The following is a 24,140-nucleotide window of genomic DNA, read 5'->3' on the forward strand; positions in this document are numbered from 1 at the left end:
TGAGAATCTGTAATAAAGTAAAATTAAAATTTAAGGCTGGCCTGGCCTGTTTGAGCAATTTCTCTTTCATGATCCAGGAGCCATTGTTTGCGCCATAAACCACCAGCATAACCTACAAGCTTGCCATTGCTGCCAATAACCCTGTGGCAGGGTACTACAATAGCCAGGTTATTTTTACCATTTGCGGCAGCGATTGCTCTTATGGCCAAAGGATTGTGTGCTGAAAATTTAGCATAGGAAGTTGTTGTGGCATAAGGAATGAGAAGCAAATCCTGCCAAACCTTCTGCTGGAATTCGGTACCCTTTTGTTTAAAAGGAAAATCGAAATGCTGAAGCTTTCCATCAAAATAATCTTCGAGTTGACCAGCCACTTTTAGTGTGAGTTCATTTGCGGCTAAATCTTCAATGTCTCTTTCAGCAAAAGTGATTTCCGCTATAAAATCATCATCAGCAATGATGGTTAACTTACCAATAGGCGATTCGATAGCAGATGCAAATTTCATTTAAAATGTAGTCAACTTGATATATAGATTCCTTTAAAGCAGGCTAGCTGAGCAGAGAAATCAATGCAATATTACAACAATACAACAATTTTATCTTAAGATATTTGTCAAGAAAAGTATCTTTGCGGTTATGCAATTGACCAAAGAGGTTAAATATTTAATTCACAAGGAAGTATTGTTAGAATGGCGCTCCAAGTATACCATTAATGGCGTACTGTTATATGTGGTATCAACGATCTTTACCTGCTATTTGTCTTTTGTTAGTTTAAGCGATAAACTGGCCTGGAATGCACTATTCTGGGTAATTATGCTTTTCGCTTCAATCAATGGGGTTTCTAAAAGTTTTTTGCAGGAAAATAAAGGACAGCAATTATATAGCTATGTCTTGGCAAGTCCGTCTGCTGTATTGATCTCTAAAACCATTTACAATACCTTGCTAATGTTAGTGTTAACTACCATTGCGCTGGGTTTTTACTCACTCGTGTTTGATACTTTTACACCTCCTGATATGCTCATGTACTATGTTGCAGTGGTACTGGGAAGCATTAGTTTTTCAACTGTTTTTACGATGGTTTCGGCCATCGCCAGTAAAGCAGGTAACGGGGGAATGTTAATGGCTATCTTAAGCTTTCCAATTATTATTCCTGTATTAATTTTATTGATCAAGTTGGCAAAAAATGCCGTAGATGGCTTGCCCTGGGAAAATAGTTATGATGATATCGGTATGCTACTGTTGGTTAATGTTATGACGGTGGCAGCCTCTTTATTGTTATTTCCTTACCTTTGGAGGGAGTAAATAAATTAGTGAATTATTGAATGAGAGAATGATAGAGTGATAGAATTGGCAACTTGCAGCTATTCACTCATTCAAAACTCAGCCATTCAAAATTATATAAAATATGAAGAAAACCTGGTGGAAGATCTTAGGATCAGTGTTAGTGGTTTACACGGCAATTGCCGGAATGCTTTTAGGCGTACCACATTTGGCTATTTTAAATGAGACAATCAGAAATCTTTATTTTCATGTGCCCATGTGGTTTGCCATGATTGTATTGTTCTCCATATCTGTTTTTTACAGTATAAAATCACTAAGCAGCAAAAGCGAAATAGACGACCTGAGAGCAGTAGAGAGCGTAAACGCCGGGATCATTTTTGGAGTTTTAGGCTTAATTACCGGAGCCATTTGGGCAAAATACACCTGGGGTCAATTCTGGAGCTTTGATCCAAAACAGAATTTCGCCGCCATTTCTATATTGTTATATTTTGCTTATTTAATTCTTCGCAATGCGATAGACGAAGAGCAAAAAAGAGCCAAGCTATCTGCTATCTATAATATTTTTGCTTTCCCGATGATGGTAGTATTGTTATTTGTATTGCCTCGACTTAAAGATTCATTACACCCAGGAAATGGTGGTAATCCAGGATTTAACAGTTACGATTTAGATAGCCGCATGAGGATGGTTTTTTATCCGGCGTGTTTAGGATGGATACTCATTGGCTATTGGGTATATAGCATTCGTTTTAGAATCCGTTCATTAGAAAATAAAAAACAACACAACTAATTATTCTTTCCAATGTTACTCCCGCTTAGGGATCAATAAATCATCATGAAAAAACTTATTTTCTCTTTAATATTAATGTTCACAACGCTGCAGATTTTCGCACAGGATAACGGCGTGGAAATGGCAGATCAGATGCGTAGCAACGGTAAAATTTACGTAGTGGTAGGCTGTATTGTGGTAATTTTAGTAGGCTTATTGGTTTATCTTTTCTCTTTAGATAAAAGATTAAAAAAATTAGAAAAAGATAACTAAGAAGAAAAACTTAGTTTAAACTGTTTAAACCTATTTTTAGATGGAAAATAGGGTGGTGTTTGCTTTACACTAAGTATTTTTGCATTTGGATATGTGCGGTTTTTTTAGGCAATTTTGCATCGAAAACTTATTCATAAAAAAAATAACTAATGGCTAATCTAGCAGACGAGACCAAATTCTTTGCAGATGTTTGTAAGAATTTTGACAGTGCGGCTCAATTTACCAATCATCCAGAAGGTTTATTGAACCAGATTAAAGCATGTAACAGTGTGTACCGTTTCCAGTTCCCTATCCGCCGCGGAAACGGCTTTGAAGTAATTGATGCCTGGCGCGTAGAACACTCTCACCACATGAGCCCAACCAAGGGTGGTATCCGCTATAGCGATATGGTAAATGAAGACGAGGTGATGGCGCTTGCAGCATTAATGACTTACAAATGCGCAATTGTTAACGTTCCTTTTGGTGGTGCAAAGGGTGGTATTAAAATCAACACCAAAAATTATAGTGTTGCCGAGTTAGAAACCATTACGCGCCGTTATACTACCGAACTAATCAAGAAAAATTTTATTGGCCCTGCTGTAGACGTTCCTGCGCCAGATTATGGATCTGGAGAACGCGAAATGAGCTGGATTGCCGATACCTATATGACAATGAATCCTGGTCAGCTCGATGCATTGGGTTGTGTAACAGGTAAGCCAATTGCACTTCATGGTATCCGCGGACGTAAAGAAGCTACTGGTCGTGGGGTTGCCTACGCAGTAAGAGAATGCGTTGACGTAGCTGAAGATATGCAGAAAATTGGCTTAACGGCTGGTTTAAATGGCAAAAGAGTAATTGTTCAGGGTTTAGGTAATGTAGGGTATCATTCTGCAAAATTCTTAGCTGAATTTGGTGCAACCATAGTAGGTTTATGCGAATACGAAGGTGCAATCTACAATACGAATGGATTAAATGTTGATGAAGTTTTTGCACACCGTAAAAATACGGGTTCAATTTTAGGCTTCCCGGGTGCTAAAGAATTTAAAAACTCAATGGAAGGCCTGGAGCAGGAATGTGATATTTTAGTTCCTGCAGCCTTAGAGAATCAATTTACAGAACACAACATCCGTAACATCAAAGCTAAAATTATTGCTGAAGGTGCAAACGGTCCAACTACACCAGAGGCTGAAGCTATTTTTACTGAAATGGGTGGTATCATTATTCCTGACATGTATTGCAATGCTGGTGGTGTAACAGTATCTTATTTTGAATGGTTAAAAAATCTTTCTCACGTGGCTTTTGGCCGTATGGAGAATCGTTACGCAGCCAATTCAAACGCTAATCTGATCAATACCTTAGAAAACTTAACCGGTAAAACCATTCTTCCTGAACATCGCTTAATGATTGTTAAAGGTGCCTCAGAGATTGAATTGGTAAATTCTGGTTTAGAAGACACCATGATTCACTCATATCACGAAATTCGTGAAACATTGAAACAAAAACCAGCTACTCAAACCTTGAGAACAGCTGCTTTTGTCAATTCGATTGATAAAATCGCAGTTTCTTACATGAATTTAGGCGTTTGGCCATAATAGCTTATCAGGGCTATTAAAGGCGAAGAGAATATATATGTCCCTGCAGAGATAATTTGCAGGGACTTTTTATTGTTATACCTCCAGCCTCTATAGGTCGGCATCTACACCAAGCCGAAATACTAATGCGATTGGATATTTAGGAAAGGAACGTCAGTGCCCGGTTGTAAAGGTTCGGTCCTGCTCCCGCTTCTGCCGATGAAAAATCGGCATCCCGCTAAATCGGGTTTAGGTACAAGGTCTCTCACCTGCAAAACATAATCACTGATTCTTAGGCATTGCGTTACCAAAATTGATCTGGATAGGGGTAGATTTTAATTTTTGGTACATTTTAACCAGTTGAATCAAGGCATTAGCCTTTTCATTTTGAAAATCAATAACAGTTTCGAATTTAATTTTTTTAGCCCCAGTCTTTCGCCCTTTAGATTCGAGCTTTTTAAGTGTTAATAAATTGTTGGCCACTAAAGGAAAGGAAGAATCTTTAAAAAGCTTGTTGAAATCGGCATACAGGTAGAAAAAATCATCAGAAGCTATGCGGTCTGCGTTAAAGGGTGCCTGATTAACCGTACTCAGCTGGATTTGATTTCCATTACTTTGAAAATAAGTTTGGAACAGTGGGATAGCCATTGTGCTAATCTTATTACTTTGTGTATCCAGCAGGTTCGAATCTGTTAAATATCTGACCAGTGGTTTGGCATCAGCATCCATATTGATGAAGAGCTCGGGGATTTTCCGGTCAACGATTTGTTTTTTTTCTACCTGCTCAAAGTTCTCATTAAATTCAAAAGATATGATCGTATCCTTTTTATTGGTGCTTTTAAGCCATTCTATATCCAGATAACCTTTATAAAATTTAAAGAAATTTTGTTTAATAGAAGGGGTTTTGGCAAGCGGCTTCACATCTGCTTTAAAATCTGCATTTAGCCACATTATTAATGGACTGTTGCTGTTTAATTTGCGGTGTTTTGGATGCTCAAAAGGCAATATCTGATCGGTTATAAATTCGTTGTTAAATTTAACCTGACCATCGTAAAAATTAATAGTGGCCTTGCTTGTTGAACTTTGATAAGCGATATGATCCGATAAAGAACCTAAAGATTCGAATTCACTATCTTTAAAATTGAGGGATTTTTGATTGGATAAAACTGACAGTAGGATAGGATAGATGTCTTTTTTAGCCGGATGGTATCCAAACACAACTTCCGAATTAGAAAATAAGAGGCTTAATGAAGAATCGGCAAGTTGCGCGTAACTATGTCTTCCTTCAGCAGTATTCTTAATGCTTTTAAAATGTTTATTAACAAAGCTTTTAAACGCTACGCTATCATTGATTTTAAATTTAGTGAAATAGTTTTCTTTATTCCCCTTCAATGTAAATAAATAGATGTTAGCAGGAATTTGAATGCCGGTATGCAGATCTTCAATTCTTTGTTTAAGGTCTTTTTTCTCAGCCCCTTTATACTGTTCCGGATGCTTTAGGTAACTAATGGCAATGGTTTTATACAACTCATCCACATTTATTTTTACTAAACTTTCAGTGTTGGAAGGGATCAGAAAGCTATTGGCTTGAATTTGTCTGTATTTAAAAAAGCCAAAGTAAGCAACTGCCAGCAATGTAATAATTGCCAGCAGTATGATTAGAATTTTTTTCATGCTTATTTAGCTGCATTTTCTATTAATGAAAATAGATATTTCAGCGCATTTTCATGACCGTTAGGGATTTCGGCGCTGATATCTGCAGAAACGATGTTGCCTTTGATCGGATTAGACTTCATGTAGATGTTCCCCATCTTACCCAATGTTTCGTTAAACTTCGCAGCGGTTTCTTTACCCCCAATTTCTTCATCAGGAACTTTACCTACAAGATTTTTGGCATTGAATAAAAAGCTGAAGTTATTTTTTGCCAATAAGTTTTTATGGGGTTTGCTAATATTTGTGCGATAGCTGTTATTACTGATGCTTTGTATCTCGGTCAATGAATTTCCAAAGAACACAATACCATCTTTAATCAGGAAATAGATGTCAACCGGACTTTGTTTAGCTGCGATTTTATAAACATTTTGATCAACACTTACTAATTTCTTATTGATACCATAATTGATCAGCTTATTAAATAATCTGGTATCTTCAGATGAAAACATAAACAGGAAGTCGGGTAAAGTCTCTTTTTTAGTTTTAGTTACTTCCTTGCGGTTATAATCGTCATCATAATCATAACTGGTATAAGTTACTTCTTTTGAATTTAGGCCATTAATTACAAATAATGCATCACCTTTTACCACTTTACTAACTGCTTCTTCATCTAAAATGAGCGAAAATAAATCTGAGCCAATCTCAATCTCTTGCTCCATACTAGCACCTAAGAAAGAACCATAAGCCTGTTTCATGAATTTTGGAAATTCTTCCAGGTATGCTTTAGTATCAATAGAATAGCCCATAAAACCAATGGCCTTTTCGCTGTTTACATATTTCAAAAAGTTCTTATTAATCTTTTTGTTCATGATCTTTTTATATGCATCAGCTTGTTCTTTAGCTAATTCAAGGCCAGTAGAAATACGAAAACTGGTTTTATCCATGAATAGTTTTGCATTTAAACTACCATATCCTTTCATGATGTTTGCTTTGCCGTAGGTGCCAAATTCTGGCGCTACAGAACCATAAACGTCTTGTAAACTCGATACCCAAAGGGAAGCAATCGCAGATTGATCCAGACTTTCGGTATAGGATTTATTTTTATCAATGGATTCGTAGTCTGTATTGAGAATTTTCGCTGCATGATCGGTAATCCATTCCAGCGCAAGTTTCTTTTTCTTGGCATCTTGTTCGGCCCTTGCCTGCTGATATTCATCGTAGTCATCTGCAGGTGCGGCAACGGCTTCAACGGCCGCATCAGCAGCCATTGGCACATCAACAACCTCAACAGTTTCTGCATCAGCAACTGGCGGCGGAGTGTACTGTTTTTTCTTTTTTATCGTTTTTTTAGCGCCAGTTCTTGCTTTTGGAGTTGCCTTCTTTTTGCTTTTTGTAGTTGCCACCTTCTTTTTTACTTTAGGGGGGGCTACCGGTGCAGCTACTTCTTCAGTGTAAGTCGTATCAGGGTATGTTGCTACAGTTGCACTGTCAACGGCAACTGCAGTTTGATCATACTCGTTTTGATATCTGATATCTTTTATGCCGTATTTTGCAGACTTGGTCGAATCAGCGAAAAAAGAACTTTTAATGCTACCATTAACACCGCATAACATGGTGTTATTCCACATTAAAATGCCAGAACTATCGGGTAAAATATAAGTCCTAATCTCACCCTTTTTCTCAAATCTGCTTTCTTTGCTTTTAATCAGCTCATCAAATTTATTGGCGTCTTTTATGGGTATTAGAAAATGATGGTAAGTAATACTATCGTTTAACTGGTTAAAATAGTACATACTTTTATCGAGATTGATACCAAAATCTTCGATGCTGTTAAAGTTTTTATCCAGTGATTTTGATGCGCCGGTTAAAAACTTCTTGCCTAAGAAAGATTCGTCGAAATCTTTAACAAACATCAGTTTAAAAAGGTTATCACCTTTGATGGTGGCTACAGTAAATGCGTTGGTAGGGATTTTCTTAACAAGATCTTGAGCAATAACGCCCTTAACAGTTAGAAAAAGGGTGATGGCAATTAGAATTTTTTTCATTCAGTGGATGATTTAGATAGAGACTGAGCATAGACAGGTTTATATACCTCCATGATGACAATCTTAGTTTATTTAGATAATTGTATTTGATTTGAAACGTTAATTTTTCCGTTAATTAAATCGAGAATGCTGCTTTTCAACATCACAGCCTTGCCTGATTTTGAAATGTTTGACGCAGGGTTGCTGGTGTTTGTTACAGGAGAATCAAAACGATAAACACTGGTGTAGGTAGCGCCATTAAAAACCGCTTTATCTTTGCTCTTCAATTTGTTGTATTCAGTTTTGGCAGTGCCAACAGGTTGGTATTTTCTGTTGAAAAGTTTGGTTACCTTATTAAAACTATAGGAAGAATTATTAGGCGCTTTGATTTTTTGCTGTGCTAAAATGTTTTTCGTGATATTGTTAATGTTGGAGACATCTTTGAAAGAGAAACTAATGGTTGCAATGTAATTATTGAAATCGGTGGTACTTTTCACATTAGAGATGCCTTCAGATTTTCGGAGGTAATTTACCGCTTCGTTTAATTCTTGCTGAATTTTCTGTTTACTCGGTACTTTATATCCATTTATGCTATCTAAAAGCATAACAGATTGAACTTTGGTTTTACTCTGGCTGAGATTGATGGTTAATAGTACCTCTCCGGTGCCATCATTGTGCATAGTGAGTTCTTCAATTACCTGAAAACAGGAACTTAAGGTTGGAACAAGCACAATAAAAAGTAAGAGTTGGTAGAATTCCTTGAGCTTCATGTGAATTTTAATTTAGGATTGGAGAATAGGGATTGGGAATGATTACCTGGGATCAAACATACTCAATATTGGTTAAAAAATTAAACCCAATCAGGGATAGGCACCTTTTTAATAAGAATCGTTATGGATAACTCACCATAAATAAAAGTTTTATCGCCAAACTATCAGCTAATTGTCAATATAAAGACAAGAAAAATGTAAAAGAAGGTTCACTATGCCGATTTTTTTATCTTTGTTGCCAGCTTTTACAACACTGTATATTATGAAGAAAAGTGCTATTATTGGATTAATCACCATAGCTATTTCAGTAGGAATCCTGTTCAGCTTAAATGCGAATACCGATACCTATTCAAATTTTACCCAGGCCGCTACTTCTGATAAAGAAGAACATGTAATGGGATATTGGGAGAAGTCTAAAGGCATGTATTATGATGCTGTTAAGGATCCAAACCATTTTGGTTTTTTCATGAAAGATGAAAAAGGATTAGTAAAAGAAGTTATTTATAGTGGATCCAAGCCCCAGGATTTCGAAAAATCTGAAAAATTAGTACTTATTGGTCAGATGAAGAACGATAAATTTTACGCCTCTAAAATTTTAATGAAATGCCCATCTAAATATAACGATAACCTTGTTGAAATTAACAAAGACGGTAAGGTGGAATCGACAAGTAAGGACGGCAAAATTCAACAATATAACTAATCTTAATGGATATTCAATTTGTAGGCGAAAACCTGCTACCTGGTAAAATAGGGCAGTTTTTTATTGTGCTGGCGTTTAGTGCTTCGTTACTTTCAACCATCGCGTATTTTTACGCCAGTCGAGAAAAAAATATAGATGACAAATCTTGGCGTAATCTGGGTAGAATTGGATTCTTAGTAAATTGGGGAAGTATTATTGGTATTGGTGCCATTTTGTTTTACCTGGTTTTAGGGCACTATTACGAATATCATTACGTTTATTCACACTCTTCAAAACAACTTCCTGTTTATTATATTATTTCTGCATTTTGGGAAGGACAGGAGGGGAGTTTCTGGCTTTGGGCCTTCTGGCAATCTGTTTTAGGAGCTATACTCATCTGGAAGGCTAAGAACTGGGAACGTCCCGTAATGACTGTTGTAGCATTCTCTCAGGCGTTTTTAACATCAATGCTTTTGGGCGTAGAGATTTTTGGAGAACGCATTGGTAGTTCACCATTTATCTTACTCAGAGATGCAGTTGATCTAAAATCAATGGCTCCCGTTGTTTTTGCAAATCCTGAAAATTACAGTCAATATTTAAAGTTTATTGTCGATGGAAAAGGCTTAAATCCACTCCTTCAAAACTATTGGATGGTTATCCACCCACCAACCTTATTCTTAGGTTTTGCCAGTATGGTTGTTCCATTTGCTTATGGTATTGCTGGTCTCTGGCAAAAAAAATACAAAGAATGGATTAAACCTGCCATGCCCTGGGCACTATTTGCGGTGATGATTTTGGGAACAGGAATTATCATGGGATCTTTCTGGGCTTACGAAGCACTAAACTTTGGTGGGTTCTGGGCTTGGGATCCGGTAGAGAATGCTTCCCTGATTCCTTGGTTAACCCTAATTGGTGCTGTACACGTTATGATTGCTTATAAAAATACTGGTCATGCTTACTTTACGGCAATAGCGCTGGTTTTTTTAAGCTTCCTATTGGTTTTATATGCATCATTTTTAACCAGAAGCGGGATTTTGGGCGATACTTCGGTCCACTCATTTACCGATATGGGAATGTTTGGCCATCTTATTCTTTATAATGTTGTATTTGCCGTTTTAGCAGTCTTTTTAATCGTAAAAAGGTGGAAGGATCTTCCCATTACAACTAAGGATGAAGAAACTTATTCACGTGAATTCTGGATGTTTATTGGTGCATTGGTGGTAACCATCGCCTGTATCCAGGTTATCTTCTCTACTTCAGTTCCGGTGTTCAACAAAGCTTTTGGAACTAAATTTACACCTCCAATAGATGCAGTAAAGTATTACAATCAATGGCAGGCTCCTTTTGCAGTGTTAATAACTCTAATTTCTGGTTTCTCTCAATACCTGAAGTATAAGAGAACTGATCCAAGAAAATTCTACAGCAGTTTAGTTTCTGCAGTAATTTTTTCTATTGTATTAACCGCAGGTTTAGTTTATGTGGCAGAGATTTACACCAATACCATGTATATCCTGATCACTTTTAGCTGCATGTTTGCGGTATTGTCAAACGCCAGTATTCTTTATCAGGCTTTTGGTGGTAAAGCGAAATTGGCTGGTGCTGCGGTAGCACATATTGGTTTTGCCTTTTTAATATTAGGCGCATTGATATCTGCGGCAACCAATAAGCCATTATCTATAAATGCCAATAACTTCATTCCGGTAAAGGATTTCGAGAAAACCGAGAAACCTGGGGAGAACATTATGCTGTATAAGAATGAGCCTAAGCAAATGGGCAAGTACACGGTAACTTATGTAGCTGATACAGCAGTAGCTCCAAATACATTCTATACCCTCAACTTCAAGGTAATGGATGAGAAAACAGGTAAGGTGAAAGAAGATTTTGATTTACATCCACATGTTCAGGATAATGAGAAGATGGGTTTAATTGCCTCTCCCGATACCAAACATTACCTTACTTACGATGTGTATACCCACATTACCAGTGCTGCAATTAAGCAAGAATCTCACGAAGATCATGAAGGTCATTCTGATGATGAAAATTATAAAGCACCAAGGATTGTTAAAGTAGCTGCAGGTGATACCATTCATACTGCAAGCGGTATTGTAACGGTTAAAGATTTAAACAGAAAACCAGCTGCAAAAGATTTAGTTTTAGCACAAGGTGATTTTGCTGTAGGCTTACCTTTAGAGATTAGTGCTGCCGGTAAAGTATTCAACACAGAGCCAATCTTCTTAATTAAGGGCAATAATACCTTCGATTTTGCACGTAAAGTGGATGAACTGGATTTAAAATTCCGTTTCTCGAAAGTACTTCCTGAAGAGAAAAAAGTAGAATTACAGATCTTCGAAAAACCACAGCAGGCAAAAGACTGGGTAGTTTTCAAAGCAATAGAATTCCCTTTTATCAACTTATACTGGGCAGGAACAATTGTCATGGTGATAGGCTTTATCCTATCCATCTTCAGACGTAGAAAAGAAGCTCAAATAGGATAAGATGCGCATTGTAATATTAGGATCGGGAAATGTGGCCACACAATTAGCCCTCTCGCTAAAAGCGATAGGAGAAGAAATTGTACAGGTTTACAGTCCGAACTTAACAAATGCAAATAATCTGGCCGAGAAGGTTGCTGCATCTGCAATAAGTAATCTTGCCGCAATCAACACGAAGGCAGAACTTTATATCATTTCGGTTAAAGACGATGCTATATCCGCTGTAGCGGCTGAGTTAAACCATGTGAACGGATTAGTTGTACATACATCGGGTACAACAGATTTAAGTATTTTATCTGATCAGGTGAAAAGGGCAGGGGTATTTTATCCTTTACAAACCTTTTCTAAAAGTAGAAATGTTTCTTTCAGACACATTCCAATTTGTTTGGAAGCTGAGGAACAGGATCTTATTTTATTACGTGAGCTTGCGGGTAAATTAAGTAGTAAGGTTTATGAGTTGGATGGAGAAAAGAGAAAAGTTCTACACTTAGCAGCAGTTTTTGCATGTAATTTTCCAAATCATTTGTATGCTTTAGCAAATCAGATTTTACAACAACACAATTTAGATTTTGATATAGTGAGACCTTTGATTGCAGAAACTGCAGATAAGGTAATGGTCAATCTGCCTGATAATGTGCAGACTGGGCCAGCGATAAGAGGCGACGAACGCACCATGGATAAGCATTTAAAAATGCTGTCAAACCTGCCCGAATTGCAGGAAATTTATCAAACCTTAAGCAATAGCATTAAAATAACACATAAATAGCGTAATTGCCGCTTTTGCTTATTACTTTTGCAAAATAATTATGAGCATTTTTAAACTTAAAATAAACTTTGAAGAGGCAGATCACGAGCCTGTAGAATTACCTATTGCTGCTGGCGAATCTGTTTTAGATGTTTGCCTGGATAATGGTATCGAGTTGCAACACAATTGTGGTGGCGTATGCGGTTGCAGTACCTGCCATGTTTACGTAACTAAGGGAATGGATAACATTCAGGAAATCTCTGATAAAGAAGAAGACTTTATCGATAGAGCAGTTCAACCTAAAATTACTTCCCGCCTGGGATGCCAGTGCGTGGTAATCAATGGTGATATTGAAGTAACGATTCCAGATCAATCTGGATTTATGGGACACTAATTGAGTCTGGGTCATAAGTCTGCAGTTCTTAATCTTTGTACCGGCGCATGAAGACATGTGTCTGAAAAGCAATCAAAAAATAACCAAAACAACAATTAACAAAACATGAATAACGAAAAGTTCGCATTACCATTTTACTGGAATGATTATGAAGATATTGCAATGTCTTTATATGAGAAATTTGGTGATGATTTTTCTGAAACTAAAATATACCGTGTGCGCTTTACCGATTTATTGGAGTGGGTTTTAACACTTCCAAATTTTAAAGGTACAAGAGAAGAAAGTAACGAAGGACATTTAGAGCAAATTCAATCTGCCTGGGTTTACGAATGGAGAGACAATCAGTAATTAGTCCCCAGTCCAAAATCTCGGGTCGGATAGTCTAGAACAAAAAAGATGTTTCTGCAAAAGCTAAAAGATATTACCACTTTCATCTTTGATGTTGATGGCGTACTTACAGATGGTTCTGTTCAGGTTACTGATAATGGCCAGTCTCTCCGTACCTTCAATATCAAGGATGGTTATGCGATGCAGTTGGCGGTTAAAAAAGGGTATAATATCTGCATTATATCCGGAGGCGATGGCATAGCCATGGCAAAGCGTTTTAGCAATTTGGGCATTACCGATGTTTTTTTAGCTGCAGGTGATAAAGTAGCCCTTTTTCAACAATACCTGCTGAATAAAAGCCTTACAGCAGATGAAGTGCTATACATGGGAGATGATATACCAGATTTAAAGGTGATGAAATTAGTAGGACTCCCTACCTGCCCGGCAGATGCTGTAGAAGAGATCAAAGCCATTTCTACTTTTATTTCACCTTATAATGGTGGAAAAACAGCCGTTCGGGACATTATCGAAAAGGTTATGAAAGTACAGGGACGCTGGCACGACGAAAATCCGCAAGCTGCAGATTCGGGTAAATAAGTTTAATACTCGACGGGCAATGCTGATCTTATTATTTCAATAAGATTATAAAATTCAGGCAATTAAAATTTGCGATACAAGGTACAATATGCGAAATTTACATTCATCCATCAATCAATCGATTGATTAATTTATGAATGTAAAAATTGTTAATTTTAATGATATGAGCACTTACCTTGTACCTGTAGATTTCTCTAAAACAGCTGATCATGCTGCTAAATATGCTGCCCGTTTAAGTTGGGCGATGAACGATGCTAAAATAATTTTATTAAATGCTTACTATGTTTCAGAATACGAAAGCATTTTACCCACACCCGATCTAATCGTGACTACTGATGACCATATTGCAGACGAAATTATAAGAAGGAGAGATGCGTTAACGAGATTGAAGGAGAAACTACTGGAGATTAATCCGAATGCAGATATTGAACTTTCTTTAACCAGGGAAACTATTTTAAGATCTATAATTGATCGGGTGAATGAAGAACCTATTGATCTGATTATAATAGGGAGTAATGGAAAGAAAGCTAAGGAGGAAAGCGATATAGGTTCTAATGCAATAAAAGTATCTAAGGCTAGCCCGGTGCCGGTTCTGGTAGTACCACCAAAGGCAGATTATCAGTCTATCCGCAAAGTTATTCTGGCTTGCGATTTTAAAAAGGTAAAAGAGGTGATCCCGATGCATGCCTTAAAGAATATTCTGAGTAAACATGCCATAGAACTTCTAGTGCTAAATATCAATTCTGGTAATCCGGTTGATTCGGACGAAGCACATTTTTTACACGACATGCTCAAGGATTTTAATCCCCAATACCACTATGCAGAACATCCGGATATGATCAAAGGAATAGTTAAGTTTGCGAAGGCCGAAGAAGCTCAATTGTTAATTGCATTACCAAAAAAATATAGTTTTTTTGAAAATCTACTGCATCAAAGCGTTTCTCAAAAGCTTACTATAAAATCTCATGTACCGGTACTACTACTTAAGGACTAACCCTTTGTTTTTTTGCAACAACGAAGTTACATGCACAGGTTAAACTATTGATTTTTTTTTAGCTCAAATCAGTCTAAATTTTAAAACAACAAGAAACATGAAAAAATTAATGATGATTTGCGGATTAATACTAGGTATTGCTGGCTTTGCAAATGCGCAACAACAAGGTGGTGGACGTGGACAGGGCAGAATGATGATGAAACCTGAAGAGCGTGTAAAACAGTTAGATGAGAAATTAAAATTATCTGATGATCAAAAAACAAAGTTAACAGCAGTTTTTACTGAGCAGGCAGATAGTATGAAAAAACTACGTGAAGAAATGCAGGGTGGCGACAGAGATGCAATGAGAGAGAAAATGCAAAAAATGCGTGCGGATAATGATGCAAAAGTTACTGCCGTGTTAACCGAAGATCAGAAAAAAACTTACGAAGCCTGGCAAAAGGAGCAACGCGCTGAAATGCAGAAGCGTATGCAAGGTGGTCAGGGTGGTGGAAATAACTAATACCCTCAAAATATAAATAACAAAGCGGCCATCTAAGCCGCTTTTGTTATTTTAGACCAAAATTTCTATCATGTTATCGAATACACCAATTATACTCGCCTCTAAATCACCACGCAGACAGGAACTGTTAAACTTAATGGGACTGAATTTTAAGGTAGAACTTAAAGATGTAGATGAAAGCTATCCTGAAGGATTAAGCCCTGCAGAAATTGCAGTATATATATCGGAACAAAAGGCTAAAGCATTCCATGCAGATGGTGCTATAGTCATAACCGCCGATACCATTGTGGCGCTAAATGGTGAAATTTTAGGAAAACCGACAGATCGGGCTCATGCTCAAGAAATGCTGGCCAAGCTATCAGGAAGCAAACACGAAGTTTTTACAGGCGTTACCCTGGTAAAAGGAGAAGCTATGTATTCGTTTTATGATAGAACTGCTGTGTATTGCAAGGAGGTTACTTCAGAAGAGATTGATTTTTATATTGATAACTATCATCCATTTGATAAGGCAGGTAGCTATGGTGTACAGGATTGGTGGGGCATTGTTGTAGTTCAGCATATAGAAGGCTCCTATACAAATGTGATGGGCTTACCAACCGAAAAGCTTTATTCAGCGCTTTTAAAAATAATTTAATTTAGCTTCAGCAATGTTTATGGAAAATTCGTAAACGATTCATCATCTGTTTCAAATGCTAAACTTAAACATTATGAAACTGATATTAACGTTTTTGATTTGGACCTGTGCTGTGGCTGGCTTTGCTCAAAATGAATTTGGAGAAACTGGCCAGGACCTGCTTTATTCTGATCGCACAATTGGGAAACTAAAATCTATCGTCGATTCTTTAAACCTGAAGTTCAAGGTTTGTGAACTAAACAAAGTTTATAAGGCAAAATCACAAGCCATTGGGCACTATGTTTCGCTGTCTGATATACCAATAAGTGAAGCTAAGCAGGATCTTGAAGCCAATATTTCTTATGAAGACTTCAAGAAGAAATACCCTACAGCAGAAACTGTATCTGATTTACTGATTGTAAAATTCGATTATAAAAACTATAAAGGACAACCTGTTATTGAGTTTAGTAGCCTGGAACTGGCTGGGAAATACCATCATCAGATAACATTTACAGGTTATCAGATTAAAATTAAACCATCCAAAAATTCATGGTTAATCTCTCATCAGCCTGCGAATAAATACTCGAAAGAATCGCTATGTGCCTTTTTTATTAAGGATGCATTTAAGCAAAATCAGATCCCCTTAACCTATGCCAAAATGATACAGTATGCTGATTGTATGATAGATACGGCGACGCAGGTTTTTTACGAAAATGCCTCAAAAGATAGATGGAGATCTATTAATAATAAATTGGTAAAGGCAAAATTATTGGATGGTTATGTTTCGGCAAGGACAGTCAGAACGAAAGGCCTGGATGTAAACGATAAAGATTTTTATAAAAAGCTTGATGACCTGGATAAAATTAAAAAACAGAAAATTGATAGCTTGTACAAGAATGATCCTCAATTTAGTATATTATTAAAAGAAGCAACAGAAGAGGCGCTGAAGAATCATAACTCGAACGAGGAGCTTGAAGAGCTTGTTCAATTATACTATTCGAAGGAAACCGCGTTAGAATTAAAGCGCCATAGAATTGTGGTAGGTATGTGCAGCATGGACGACAGTCCAAGAAAACACGCCATGAAAATTGCGATGCTATCTGCCGAAACAGCTAAATGGGAGGTTTTTCTGAGGTCGCATCTGGATATTATGAATGATAAATTTGATCGGATGAGCGATGGGAGTTATGCACAGGCAATGAGACAAACCTATATTAAAGAATTAGAAGTTTTAGATATTAATGTATTGGATTTATTGTTAGGTATAAGTCTCAGGGTTGAAAACCCGAGCATTAACCATTATAATGGAAGTATCAATAGATTGGGAAGGGCCTTGTCTGAAACCAAAGACAATAGGTTGATTGAAGAAAAGATGCTGAGTATGATTTCTGATAACCAGTTGGATGATTATAATAGAATGTTGATTTATTACTTGTTTCTAAATTACAATTACAGCCTTACCAATAAAGATACTAAGGTTGCCAATGTTCGAAAACTGGATACGGCAATTAAAACATTGCCCGATTATTTAGCCGGAAGATTAGGTACTAACAAAGAGGGTAAATAGAAAGTTCATTTAGGTTTATTTTTATCCGGTTATGGAAATTATTTAATTCATACATCATCTTAAAAAATTAAACGATATGAAACCTGGAATTAAGCAAATTACGATACCCGATCCTTGCCAGCAAAACTGGGATGAGATGGAGAAGTTAGAAGGATATAACTTCTGTGCCGCATGTAGCAAATGTGTAATCGATTTTACGGGGTATTCTAATGCGGAGATCATTGCAACACTTTCAAGCGCCCAGGGCCAGGTTTGCGGACGTTTAAGTCAATCTCAGCTTAATCAGTTAAACTATCATTTATCGGTTGTGCCGGTTACCAATCGAAACTGGATGAAATATTTAGGCGTTTTGGCTATTGGCGCAAGTTTAATGATCCAAGAAGCTAAAGCTGAGGTGTTGAAAGCGCCGATTGAATTCATTGATAATACAATAGGGAAGCATAAAGGGGAAACCAAAAAGGTTAAAAAAATAGTTGGGTATGTTTTAGACCTGAACAATAAACCTGCAGCCGGAATAAGACTTTCCATTTTGAATACCTCAATTGTTTTAACAACAGATCGTAATGGGCGTTATGAATTTAAACTCCCAGATCATTTCGATTACAAAAATACCTTGTTGAAGGTGGAGAGTTTACAATTTTCAGGTTCTTTATCAGTTAATTATGAAAAAGAGCAGCAATTACCAATTAAACTTGCAGTTCAGGAAACTTTTATTGTGGGAAAGATAGTGATGCCTGTTAAAGGAAGATAATCACTTGCTATCAATGAATTTATTTAATAAACCCATTTTCAAATCGTAAGTTGAAAGGACAAGCCTGTTCAGTTTTAATCTACCCATCACGTAGTTGGTAATCAGGGCAGCCACTACAATCATATCTACCCGCAATGGAATCATTCCCTTCATTGCGGCTCTTTCGTTATGTGTAGCATTAATGAGCTGGATGGCTATAGCAATATAATCATCAAACTCAAAATCGAAGGTTTTTACATTTTTGATATCAGTAGTTTGATTTTTTTTCTGGATAATAAGTTCTGCAAAGGTTTCAAAAGCACCGGCAGAGCCTATTAAAACCTGTGGTCGATGAATTTCGCAGATATCGAATAGCGCTGCCAGTTGGGTTTGGATATGATTGAGTATAGCACCTTTCTCCTCATCGGTAATGGGGTCTGATTTAAAGAACTGCTGCATTAACCGGGCAGCACCGATGTTATAACTTTTTTTCCAGATTAGTTTTTGTGTATCGCAGAGAATAAATTCTACACTCCCGCCGCCAATATCCATAATTAACGAAAGTTCCTGAATGGCACCACTTAGTTTTACTCCCTGATAAATTAATTCGGCCTCTTCATCGCCAGAAATGGCTTCGATGGTAATGTTGGCTTGCGCTTTTACCTGCTGAACAAATTCAAAGCCGTTCTCTGCACTTCTAACAGCCGACGTTGCAGTAGCCCTTACCTGGTCAACTTCATGTTTTTCAATCATTTCTGCAAAGCTCTTTAATGTATTTAAGCCTCTTTCAAAAGCTGCCGGTATAATGATGTTTTCATTGATTCTACCTTCTCCCAGTTTTACAGGCACGTTTGTTTTATAAAGGATTTCAAATGTTGTGCCCTGCACTTCTGCAATGAGTAGATGAAATGTATTGGTGCCGAGATCTATTGCTGCGAAACGCATAAGTTTAATGTTTAGCCTTGCTAAAGGTAGAAAAAATATTTATTGGGCTATAGGCTTGTTTTTTTATGAGCAGTGGCTTGAAATTATTAAACGGGATAGAAACGGCAGCCCCGAGGAACGAGGGCTAGAGAGGATAGCCCGACTAACCTTGATAGGTGCAGAAATTTCCTTTTCAAAATAAATAAAACTTTTTGGAGTATTATTTGCTTTACAAGGATCAGATTTATGAAAACAATTTAAAAACCTATGAAATCATTCTTAAAATTAACCGCCCTTGCGCTCGCCCTGTCATTTACTGCGTGTAAAAATGATGGAAAGAAAGACAATAATGCTAAAACTGCTTATGCTGAAGCAGATGATGAAGATGCCAATGCCATTATTGAGTATAATAATGTTATGGTGAGCTTTACAGACAAGAATAACGATTATATTAAACGAATTGAAGATAATATCATCAAAATCGGAAAAGGTCTTGAGAACCCAACGGATCGCTTTGCCTTTATTGGTTTGATATCACCTTTTGCGATTAATCATATAACGAGTAACAAGGTTAAGCCTGATACTCCGCCTGATGCGTTAAGTAAAGAGGATCAGAAATTTTTTAAAGAAAATGTAGCATCGATGACCACAACCCTCGATAGAATTAAAGCCACTTACAAAACTTTAGATGAGTATATTAAAGCAGAGGATTGGAAAGATGATAAAGGTGTTAAAGGAAAAGCCCTGGTAGATTCGATTTATGCTATGGGCAAAAAATACTATACTTATGATGATCAGGTTTTAGCTAAACTTGAAGTGATTGGAGATGATGCTGAAAGGATTATTCTCAAAACACATCCGCTGAAGGAGTATATATTTGCCTTAAAAGATGATAGAAGTGACGTTGCTGCTTTTACTAAACTGATGGCAAGTAATGAAAATTATAAAGCTATTGAGGCAAAAGCTAAAACAGCTTATCAGACACTTGAAGAGCAGTACAAAAAGCATAATGAAATGACTCCACCTGATGGAAGTAAGTTTCCAGGAAAAGATGGGTATTTTAAGAATTTTAACGATCGCTTAAATGATTACCTGATTGCTGCTCGAAAAATGATGCGTGATGCTTCTGCTTCTGGGAAATTGACAACGTACAATATTGACGAATTGGTGCGGAAACAGGATAATATGCGTTCTGCTTACAACAATTTTGTTGACTAGTGCTTTCCTTTGGATTTTGGCTAGCTTAGTGCCAAATTAGGTCTGAAAGCAAGAAAACCGATACTTTTGATATCGGTTTTCTTATTTATATAGATTTCGAAAAAATGCTTATTCAAAATATTCCTTCATTCTTTCGAAGAAGTTTTTCTCATTTTTACCCGGTTGTGGCTTAAAGTTAGGCGATTCACGTAGTTTTTCTAAGGTACTGCGTTCTTCACTACTTAAGGCTTTAGGTGTCCAGATGTTGATGTGAATAATCTCGTCACCTCTGTGGTAAGAATTCACTTCTGGTAACCCTTTACCTTTTAAGCGCAACAATTTTCCACTTTGTGTACCCGGTTCTATCTTGATTTTTGCTTTACCATCAATAGTTGGCACTTCAATACTCATTCCCAATGCCGCATCAACAAAGCTTAAATGTAAATCGTAAACGATGTTGTTGCCTTCACGTTTTAGTGTTTCATGAGGGGTTTCTTCGATTAAGATAATTAAATCGCCCGGGATACCACCATTTGGTGCTGCATTACCTTTTCCACTCATGCTTAACTGCATGCCTTCGCTTACGCCTGCAGGAATGTTAATGGTAATGGTTTCTTCTCCTCTTACCACACCATCGCCATGGCAAACATTACATTTAGAAGTAATTTGCTGGCCGCTACCGTTACAAGTAGGGCAGGTAGATGCAGTTTGCATCTGGCCCAAAATAGTATTGGTTACTCTGCGAACCTGACCGCTACCGCCACAAGTGCCACAAGTACTTACCGATGATTTATCTTTAGCACCAGAACCATCGCAGGTTTTACAAACAATAAGTTTGTTTACCTTGATTTTCTTTTCTGCACCGTGTGCGATTTCTTCCAAAGTTAATTTTACTTTAATGCGAAGATTGGTGCCTTTTGCTACCCGTCTGCCACCACGTTGCTGGCCACCGCCACCACCTCCGAAAAAGCTCTCAAATGGATTATGACCACCAAAAATATCCCCAAAATTGCTGAAGATATCATCCATGTTCATGTGTCCGCCACCATAACCGCCAGAGGCACTGCTGCCTACACCGGCATGCCCAAATTGGTCATAACGTTGCTTCTTCTCCGGACTACTTAAAACTTCGTAAGCTTCTGCAGCCTCTTTAAACTTATCTTCAGCGGCCTTATCTCCGGGATTTTTATCCGGGTGATATTTGATAGCCATCTTGCGATAAGCTTTTTTAATCTCATCGGCTGAGGAGCCTTTACTTACCCCTAGTACGTCGTAATAATCTCTTTTACTCATCTTTATTTTAATGATTGAATGAGGGAATTAGCGCATGAAAGAATGGTTTGAACCTTCAATCATTCAAAATTTAATCATTCAAAATTATTTTTTACGCTCCAACTACTACTTTAGCAAAGCGAATCACATTGTCATTTAAAGTATATCCTTTTTCAACTTCGTCTATCACTTTTCCTTTAAGGTCATCTGTAGGCGCAGGGATATTGGTTATGGCTTCGTGAAAATCAGTGTCAAAATCTTTACTGATGCTTTCCACTTCTTTTAAGCCTTTCTGGCCTAAAATATTTTTGATTTTATGGTGTACCAACAATACGCCTTCTTTAACAGGGGCAACATCGGCAGCGGTTTCCATTGCTTTTAAAGCACGGTCAAAATCGTCTAAAACTGGTAACATAGACACAATAACGTCTTTACCAGCCGTTTGTAATAATTCTACACGTTCTTTTTGTGTACGACGTTTATAATTATCAAATTCGGCATATAAACGTAAATATTTATCATTTAGCTGTTGAACTTCTGCTTGTAATTTCTCTTCTGCAGATAATTCTGGAGCCTGTTCTGTTTCATTGGTAGGGGCATCAGTATTTTCCACATTTTCAGTGATATTTTCTGATGTATTTTCAGTATTCATTATATTTTCTTCTTTATCGTTATTTTTCTTCTTATTAAACATAATTGTAGGCTGAATTTTTTTGTGTTAATCTCAACTATTTTGCCATAAAAGAAAATCAGCCAAGCTGTCAGATTTATTTGAATTAAACTGAACAGTTTGGCTGATTGGCTGACGGATGTCAGTCTTGTTATGCTATTTGTGCATCCTCATGAACGATTCCGTTATCACATTTGATGATGCGTGATGGGAAAGTTCTGATGATGTGATAATCGTGTGTGGCCATTAAAACAGCGGTTCCGTTCTGACTAATCTGTTTTAACAGGGTTACAATTTCTTCTGAAGTTTCAGGGTCCAGGTTACCTGTTGGTTCATCTGCCAGAATGATTTCAGGGTCGTTTAAAAGTGCACGGGCAATTACAATGCGCTGTTGCTCTCCACCAGATATTTCATGGGGCATTTTTTTAATCTTAGACCGAAGACCTACTTTATCTAAAACATCTTTTACGCGCTCATTGATCAGTTTTTCATCTTTCCAACCTGTTGCTTTCAGTACGAATTCTAAATTTTTCTCAATTGTTCTATCGGTGAGCAATTGAAAATCCTGAAATACGACACCTAATTTTCTACGAAGAAAAGGTACCTGGTTTTCCCGAAGGTTTTTAAGGTCAAATCCGACAATATCTCCATTGCCGTTACCAATATGTAAATCGCCATATAAAATTTTAAGCAAGCTACTCTTTCCTGAACCTGTTGCACCGATTAAGAAAACAAATTCGCCTTTTTCTATATGTAAATTTACATTAGAGAGCACTAGGTTTTTTTGTTGAAAAACATCAACGTTGCTTAAATGAATTACTGCGTTTCCTGCCATTTTATATTTCTAATTTAGCAATTTGCCCAAAAGGCAAATCTTTTACTACTTCCATAATGTAATCAAGTTTATCGCCAAGGCCCAATTTATCAAGCGATTTATCAGGTCTATCTACCCTGAAATATGCCAGAAGTGTAAACTTATCGTCTCTCAGCTGCACGTAATCTGGAATTTTGGCTATGCCTTTTACTTTAATGATATACATTGTGTCCAAAAATAGCATTTCAAAATGAGAAGCGGAAAGATAAGGTCAATTAAGAATCCGGTTTAAGCAATTGAATTCAAAAAATCAATCGTGTTAATATTATCAGCATAATCCCAAAGTTTAGGGTGCTGGCTTTGGCCAAAGGCAAAAGTTGGAACAGATAAGGTCGTATTACTAACTACACACTGAATATCTTCAGCTTTTTCATTCAACGTTTGATCAAGGGCTTTTAAGTCTTCATATTCTTCGTAAAATACCACGGCCAGGGGAGAAGCGAGAGATTGATCTTCTTTTAAGAGCAAGAAACCATTATCATAGTGCTTTGCGGCATTTACCAAATAAATAGATTTATTGTAATCATAATTGTTCTGGTATTTGAAATGGTTGATAATATCCTGGTAAGTCTCTAAGTGGTCATAGAATTTAGCAACATCATATCCTTTGGGGAAATACATTTTAGAAACATTTCTGCATCCTAAGCCAAAATAATCAAAAATGTCGTTTCCAAGGTTTTGAATGTCTGCTTCCGTTTCTAAGCCATTCAGAACTGCTACACTATTCCGGTTTTTCCTGATGATGTGTGGAACTTTACTGAAATAATATTCGAAGTAACGAGATGAGTTGTTGCTTCCTGTAGCAATTACAGCATCAAAATCTTTCAGTCGCTCTACATATTCAATATGAGATTCAAAAGCTGGCTCGATTTCGATTAGTTTGGACAATACCGTTTTAATCAGTTTATCATCTGATGAGGAAAGTTTGATCAAAGCAATATTGCCGGTAGCCAAAACGCATAAAACATCATGAAAACCTACCATTGGAATATTTCCCGCTAAGATAAGCCCGACCTTTTTTGCTGAGGGATTAAAGCTGGCAGATTGGAACCAAAGATCAATATCTTTGGTGTTTAGCATCTCTCCAAAAGAAATTAATGATTTTTTTATATTATTTTGGGTAAACCAGGGATTGCTGCTTTCGGCACTAAAAATTGTATTTCCTAGTATGTCAGTAGGGTTTGTAAGCATTTGTCCCAGGGTTTTAAAGGCGCTAATTGCTTTATCATGTGTTAATGCTGACATATTT

General features: G+C 37.0%; 26 protein-coding genes. 16 read left to right on the forward strand and 10 right to left on the reverse strand.

Annotated features, from left to right (window positions below):
- Positions 1–23 precede the first annotated feature (23 nt).
- Positions 24–503 (reverse strand): methylated-DNA--[protein]-cysteine S-methyltransferase, encoded by a 480-nt coding sequence (locus ACQY77_RS19290; RefSeq protein WP_421940687.1) that lies wholly within the window; start codon positions 501–503, stop codon positions 24–26.
- A 130-nt stretch (positions 504–633) separates the two neighbouring features.
- On the opposite strand from ACQY77_RS19290, the gene ACQY77_RS19295 reads away from it, so the two are divergent.
- From ACQY77_RS19295 to ACQY77_RS19310, 4 genes are all read left to right on the forward strand, one after another.
- On the forward strand, positions 634–1,299 hold the full coding sequence (locus tag ACQY77_RS19295) for a heme exporter protein CcmB (protein WP_421940686.1): 666 nt from the start codon (positions 634–636) through the stop codon (positions 1,297–1,299).
- Between the two features lie 103 nt (positions 1,300–1,402).
- Positions 1,403–2,065 carry a cytochrome c biogenesis protein CcsA gene (gene ccsA, locus ACQY77_RS19300; RefSeq protein ID WP_421940685.1) on the forward strand — a complete coding sequence of 221 codons (663 nt, stop codon included), beginning with the start codon at positions 1,403–1,405 and terminating at the stop codon, positions 2,063–2,065.
- Between the two features lie 45 nt (positions 2,066–2,110).
- On the forward strand, positions 2,111–2,317 hold the full coding sequence (locus ACQY77_RS19305; protein ID WP_421940684.1) for a CcmD family protein: 207 nt from the start codon (positions 2,111–2,113) through the stop codon (positions 2,315–2,317).
- Between the two features lie 149 nt (positions 2,318–2,466).
- Positions 2,467–3,888, forward strand: coding sequence for a Glu/Leu/Phe/Val family dehydrogenase (locus ACQY77_RS19310; protein ID WP_421940683.1), 1,422 nt, complete (start codon positions 2,467–2,469; stop codon positions 3,886–3,888).
- A 261-nt stretch (positions 3,889–4,149) separates the two neighbouring features.
- Here the strand turns inward: ACQY77_RS19310 and ACQY77_RS19315 are convergent, their stop codons facing one another.
- The 3 genes from ACQY77_RS19315 to ACQY77_RS19325 form a co-directional block, all read right to left on the reverse strand.
- On the reverse strand, positions 4,150–5,541 hold the full coding sequence (locus ACQY77_RS19315) for a hypothetical protein (protein ID WP_421940682.1): 1,392 nt from the start codon (positions 5,539–5,541) through the stop codon (positions 4,150–4,152).
- A 2-nt stretch (positions 5,542–5,543) separates the two neighbouring features.
- Positions 5,544–7,565 (reverse strand): hypothetical protein, encoded by a 2,022-nt coding sequence (locus ACQY77_RS19320; RefSeq protein WP_421940681.1) that lies wholly within the window; start codon positions 7,563–7,565, stop codon positions 5,544–5,546.
- A 68-nt stretch (positions 7,566–7,633) separates the two neighbouring features.
- Complete coding sequence (locus ACQY77_RS19325) at positions 7,634–8,314, reverse strand: hypothetical protein (RefSeq protein WP_421940680.1); 681 nt, start codon at positions 8,312–8,314, stop codon at positions 7,634–7,636.
- Between the two features lie 262 nt (positions 8,315–8,576).
- Here ACQY77_RS19325 and ACQY77_RS19330 point away from each other — a divergent pair, with 262 nt between their 5' ends.
- From ACQY77_RS19330 to ACQY77_RS19380, 11 genes are all read left to right on the forward strand, one after another.
- On the forward strand, positions 8,577–9,014 hold the full coding sequence (locus ACQY77_RS19330) for a cytochrome c maturation protein CcmE (RefSeq protein ID WP_421940679.1): 438 nt from the start codon (positions 8,577–8,579) through the stop codon (positions 9,012–9,014).
- Between the two features lie 5 nt (positions 9,015–9,019).
- Positions 9,020–11,488: a heme lyase CcmF/NrfE family subunit gene (locus tag ACQY77_RS19335; protein ID WP_421940678.1), complete on the forward strand. Its 2,469-nt coding sequence runs from the start codon at positions 9,020–9,022 to the stop codon at positions 11,486–11,488.
- Between the two features lies 1 nt (position 11,489).
- The gene (locus tag ACQY77_RS19340; protein ID WP_421940677.1) at positions 11,490–12,251 is read left to right on the forward strand and encodes a Rossmann-like and DUF2520 domain-containing protein; all 762 of its coding nucleotides are present in this window, start codon (positions 11,490–11,492) and stop codon (positions 12,249–12,251) included.
- 40 nt (positions 12,252–12,291) lie between these two features.
- A complete protein-coding gene (locus ACQY77_RS19345; RefSeq protein WP_090882903.1) occupies positions 12,292–12,624 on the forward strand; it encodes a 2Fe-2S iron-sulfur cluster-binding protein in 333 nt (110 codons plus the stop codon).
- A gap of 105 nt (positions 12,625–12,729) precedes the next feature.
- Positions 12,730–12,972, forward strand: a complete 243-nt coding sequence (gene iscX, locus ACQY77_RS19350; RefSeq protein ID WP_421940676.1) for a Fe-S cluster assembly protein IscX — start codon at positions 12,730–12,732, stop codon at positions 12,970–12,972.
- A gap of 48 nt (positions 12,973–13,020) precedes the next feature.
- Positions 13,021–13,548: a KdsC family phosphatase gene (locus ACQY77_RS19355; protein ID WP_421940675.1), complete on the forward strand. Its 528-nt coding sequence runs from the start codon at positions 13,021–13,023 to the stop codon at positions 13,546–13,548.
- A 163-nt stretch (positions 13,549–13,711) separates the two neighbouring features.
- A complete protein-coding gene (locus ACQY77_RS19360) occupies positions 13,712–14,542 on the forward strand; it encodes a universal stress protein (RefSeq protein ID WP_421940674.1) in 831 nt (276 codons plus the stop codon).
- Between the two features lie 97 nt (positions 14,543–14,639).
- Positions 14,640–15,044: a hypothetical protein gene (locus ACQY77_RS19365; RefSeq protein ID WP_421940673.1), complete on the forward strand. Its 405-nt coding sequence runs from the start codon at positions 14,640–14,642 to the stop codon at positions 15,042–15,044.
- 70 nt (positions 15,045–15,114) lie between these two features.
- Complete coding sequence (locus ACQY77_RS19370) at positions 15,115–15,678, forward strand: Maf family protein (protein WP_421940672.1); 564 nt, start codon at positions 15,115–15,117, stop codon at positions 15,676–15,678.
- 73 nt (positions 15,679–15,751) lie between these two features.
- On the forward strand, positions 15,752–17,224 hold the full coding sequence (locus ACQY77_RS19375) for a hypothetical protein (protein ID WP_421940671.1): 1,473 nt from the start codon (positions 15,752–15,754) through the stop codon (positions 17,222–17,224).
- 76 nt (positions 17,225–17,300) lie between these two features.
- On the forward strand, positions 17,301–17,975 hold the full coding sequence (locus ACQY77_RS19380) for a hypothetical protein (protein ID WP_421940670.1): 675 nt from the start codon (positions 17,301–17,303) through the stop codon (positions 17,973–17,975).
- On the opposite strand, the gene ACQY77_RS19385 is transcribed toward ACQY77_RS19380, so the two are convergent.
- Complete coding sequence (locus ACQY77_RS19385) at positions 17,976–18,899, reverse strand: exopolyphosphatase (RefSeq protein WP_421940669.1); 924 nt, start codon at positions 18,897–18,899, stop codon at positions 17,976–17,978.
- Positions 18,900–19,145: 246 nt separating this feature from the next.
- Here ACQY77_RS19385 and ACQY77_RS19390 point away from each other — a divergent pair, with 246 nt between their 5' ends.
- Positions 19,146–20,096 (forward strand): DUF3829 domain-containing protein, encoded by a 951-nt coding sequence (locus ACQY77_RS19390; protein ID WP_421940668.1) that lies wholly within the window; start codon positions 19,146–19,148, stop codon positions 20,094–20,096.
- Between the two features lie 108 nt (positions 20,097–20,204).
- On the opposite strand, the gene dnaJ is transcribed toward ACQY77_RS19390, so the two are convergent.
- From dnaJ to ACQY77_RS19415, 5 genes are all read right to left on the reverse strand, one after another.
- Positions 20,205–21,368 carry a molecular chaperone DnaJ gene (gene dnaJ, locus ACQY77_RS19395; protein ID WP_421940667.1) on the reverse strand — a complete coding sequence of 388 codons (1,164 nt, stop codon included), beginning with the start codon at positions 21,366–21,368 and terminating at the stop codon, positions 20,205–20,207.
- Positions 21,369–21,459: 91 nt separating this feature from the next.
- On the reverse strand, positions 21,460–22,041 hold the full coding sequence (locus tag ACQY77_RS19400) for a nucleotide exchange factor GrpE (protein ID WP_421940666.1): 582 nt from the start codon (positions 22,039–22,041) through the stop codon (positions 21,460–21,462).
- A gap of 127 nt (positions 22,042–22,168) precedes the next feature.
- A complete protein-coding gene (locus ACQY77_RS19405) occupies positions 22,169–22,852 on the reverse strand; it encodes a cell division ATP-binding protein FtsE (protein ID WP_421940665.1) in 684 nt (227 codons plus the stop codon).
- Between the two features lies 1 nt (position 22,853).
- Positions 22,854–23,057 (reverse strand): fructose-6-phosphate aldolase, encoded by a 204-nt coding sequence (locus ACQY77_RS19410; RefSeq protein ID WP_421940664.1) that lies wholly within the window; start codon positions 23,055–23,057, stop codon positions 22,854–22,856.
- Positions 23,058–23,119: 62 nt separating this feature from the next.
- Complete coding sequence (locus ACQY77_RS19415) at positions 23,120–24,136, reverse strand: acyl-CoA reductase (protein ID WP_421940663.1); 1,017 nt, start codon at positions 24,134–24,136, stop codon at positions 23,120–23,122.
- Between the last annotated feature and the right edge of the window lie 4 nt (positions 24,137–24,140).

The organism is Pedobacter sp. (assembly GCF_965279535.1).
Classification (GTDB): domain Bacteria; phylum Bacteroidota; class Bacteroidia; order Sphingobacteriales; family Sphingobacteriaceae; genus Pedobacter.

Excerpts from the sequence above, each read along its gene's own strand:
- ACQY77_RS19320 (WP_421940681.1), bottom strand. The coding sequence starts at position 7,565 with ATGAAAAAAATTCTAATTGCCATCACCCTTTTTCTAACTGTTAAGGGC.
- ccsA (WP_421940685.1), top strand. The coding sequence starts at position 1,403 with ATGAAGAAAACCTGGTGGAAGATCTTAGGATCAGTGTTAGTGGTTTAC.
- ACQY77_RS19340 (WP_421940677.1), top strand. The coding sequence starts at position 11,490 with ATGCGCATTGTAATATTAGGATCGGGAAATGTGGCCACACAATTAGCC.
- ACQY77_RS19330 (WP_421940679.1), top strand. The coding sequence starts at position 8,577 with ATGAAGAAAAGTGCTATTATTGGATTAATCACCATAGCTATTTCAGTA.
- ACQY77_RS19310 (WP_421940683.1), top strand. The coding sequence starts at position 2,467 with ATGGCTAATCTAGCAGACGAGACCAAATTCTTTGCAGATGTTTGTAAG.
- ACQY77_RS19305 (WP_421940684.1), top strand. The coding sequence starts at position 2,111 with ATGAAAAAACTTATTTTCTCTTTAATATTAATGTTCACAACGCTGCAG.
- ACQY77_RS19335 (WP_421940678.1), top strand. The coding sequence starts at position 9,020 with ATGGATATTCAATTTGTAGGCGAAAACCTGCTACCTGGTAAAATAGGG.
- ACQY77_RS19380 (WP_421940670.1), top strand. The coding sequence starts at position 17,301 with ATGAAACCTGGAATTAAGCAAATTACGATACCCGATCCTTGCCAGCAA.
- ACQY77_RS19415 (WP_421940663.1), bottom strand. The coding sequence starts at position 24,136 with ATGTCAGCATTAACACATGATAAAGCAATTAGCGCCTTTAAAACCCTG.
- ACQY77_RS19360 (WP_421940674.1), top strand. The coding sequence starts at position 13,712 with ATGAGCACTTACCTTGTACCTGTAGATTTCTCTAAAACAGCTGATCAT.
- ACQY77_RS19370 (WP_421940672.1), top strand. The coding sequence starts at position 15,115 with ATGTTATCGAATACACCAATTATACTCGCCTCTAAATCACCACGCAGA.
- ACQY77_RS19295 (WP_421940686.1), top strand. The coding sequence starts at position 634 with ATGCAATTGACCAAAGAGGTTAAATATTTAATTCACAAGGAAGTATTG.
- ACQY77_RS19375 (WP_421940671.1), top strand. The coding sequence starts at position 15,752 with ATGAAACTGATATTAACGTTTTTGATTTGGACCTGTGCTGTGGCTGGC.
- ACQY77_RS19400 (WP_421940666.1), bottom strand. The coding sequence starts at position 22,041 with ATGTTTAATAAGAAGAAAAATAACGATAAAGAAGAAAATATAATGAAT.
- ACQY77_RS19385 (WP_421940669.1), bottom strand. The coding sequence starts at position 18,899 with ATGCGTTTCGCAGCAATAGATCTCGGCACCAATACATTTCATCTACTC.
- ACQY77_RS19365 (WP_421940673.1), top strand. The coding sequence starts at position 14,640 with ATGAAAAAATTAATGATGATTTGCGGATTAATACTAGGTATTGCTGGC.
- ACQY77_RS19410 (WP_421940664.1), bottom strand. The coding sequence starts at position 23,057 with ATGTATATCATTAAAGTAAAAGGCATAGCCAAAATTCCAGATTACGTG.
- ACQY77_RS19345 (WP_090882903.1), top strand. The coding sequence starts at position 12,292 with ATGAGCATTTTTAAACTTAAAATAAACTTTGAAGAGGCAGATCACGAG.
- ACQY77_RS19325 (WP_421940680.1), bottom strand. The coding sequence starts at position 8,314 with ATGAAGCTCAAGGAATTCTACCAACTCTTACTTTTTATTGTGCTTGTT.
- ACQY77_RS19405 (WP_421940665.1), bottom strand. The coding sequence starts at position 22,852 with ATGGCAGGAAACGCAGTAATTCATTTAAGCAACGTTGATGTTTTTCAA.
- ACQY77_RS19355 (WP_421940675.1), top strand. The coding sequence starts at position 13,021 with ATGTTTCTGCAAAAGCTAAAAGATATTACCACTTTCATCTTTGATGTT.
- ACQY77_RS19390 (WP_421940668.1), top strand. The coding sequence starts at position 19,146 with ATGAAATCATTCTTAAAATTAACCGCCCTTGCGCTCGCCCTGTCATTT.
- ACQY77_RS19290 (WP_421940687.1), bottom strand. The coding sequence starts at position 503 with ATGAAATTTGCATCTGCTATCGAATCGCCTATTGGTAAGTTAACCATC.
- dnaJ (WP_421940667.1), bottom strand. The coding sequence starts at position 21,368 with ATGAGTAAAAGAGATTATTACGACGTACTAGGGGTAAGTAAAGGCTCC.
- ACQY77_RS19315 (WP_421940682.1), bottom strand. The coding sequence starts at position 5,541 with ATGAAAAAAATTCTAATCATACTGCTGGCAATTATTACATTGCTGGCA.
- iscX (WP_421940676.1), top strand. The coding sequence starts at position 12,730 with ATGAATAACGAAAAGTTCGCATTACCATTTTACTGGAATGATTATGAA.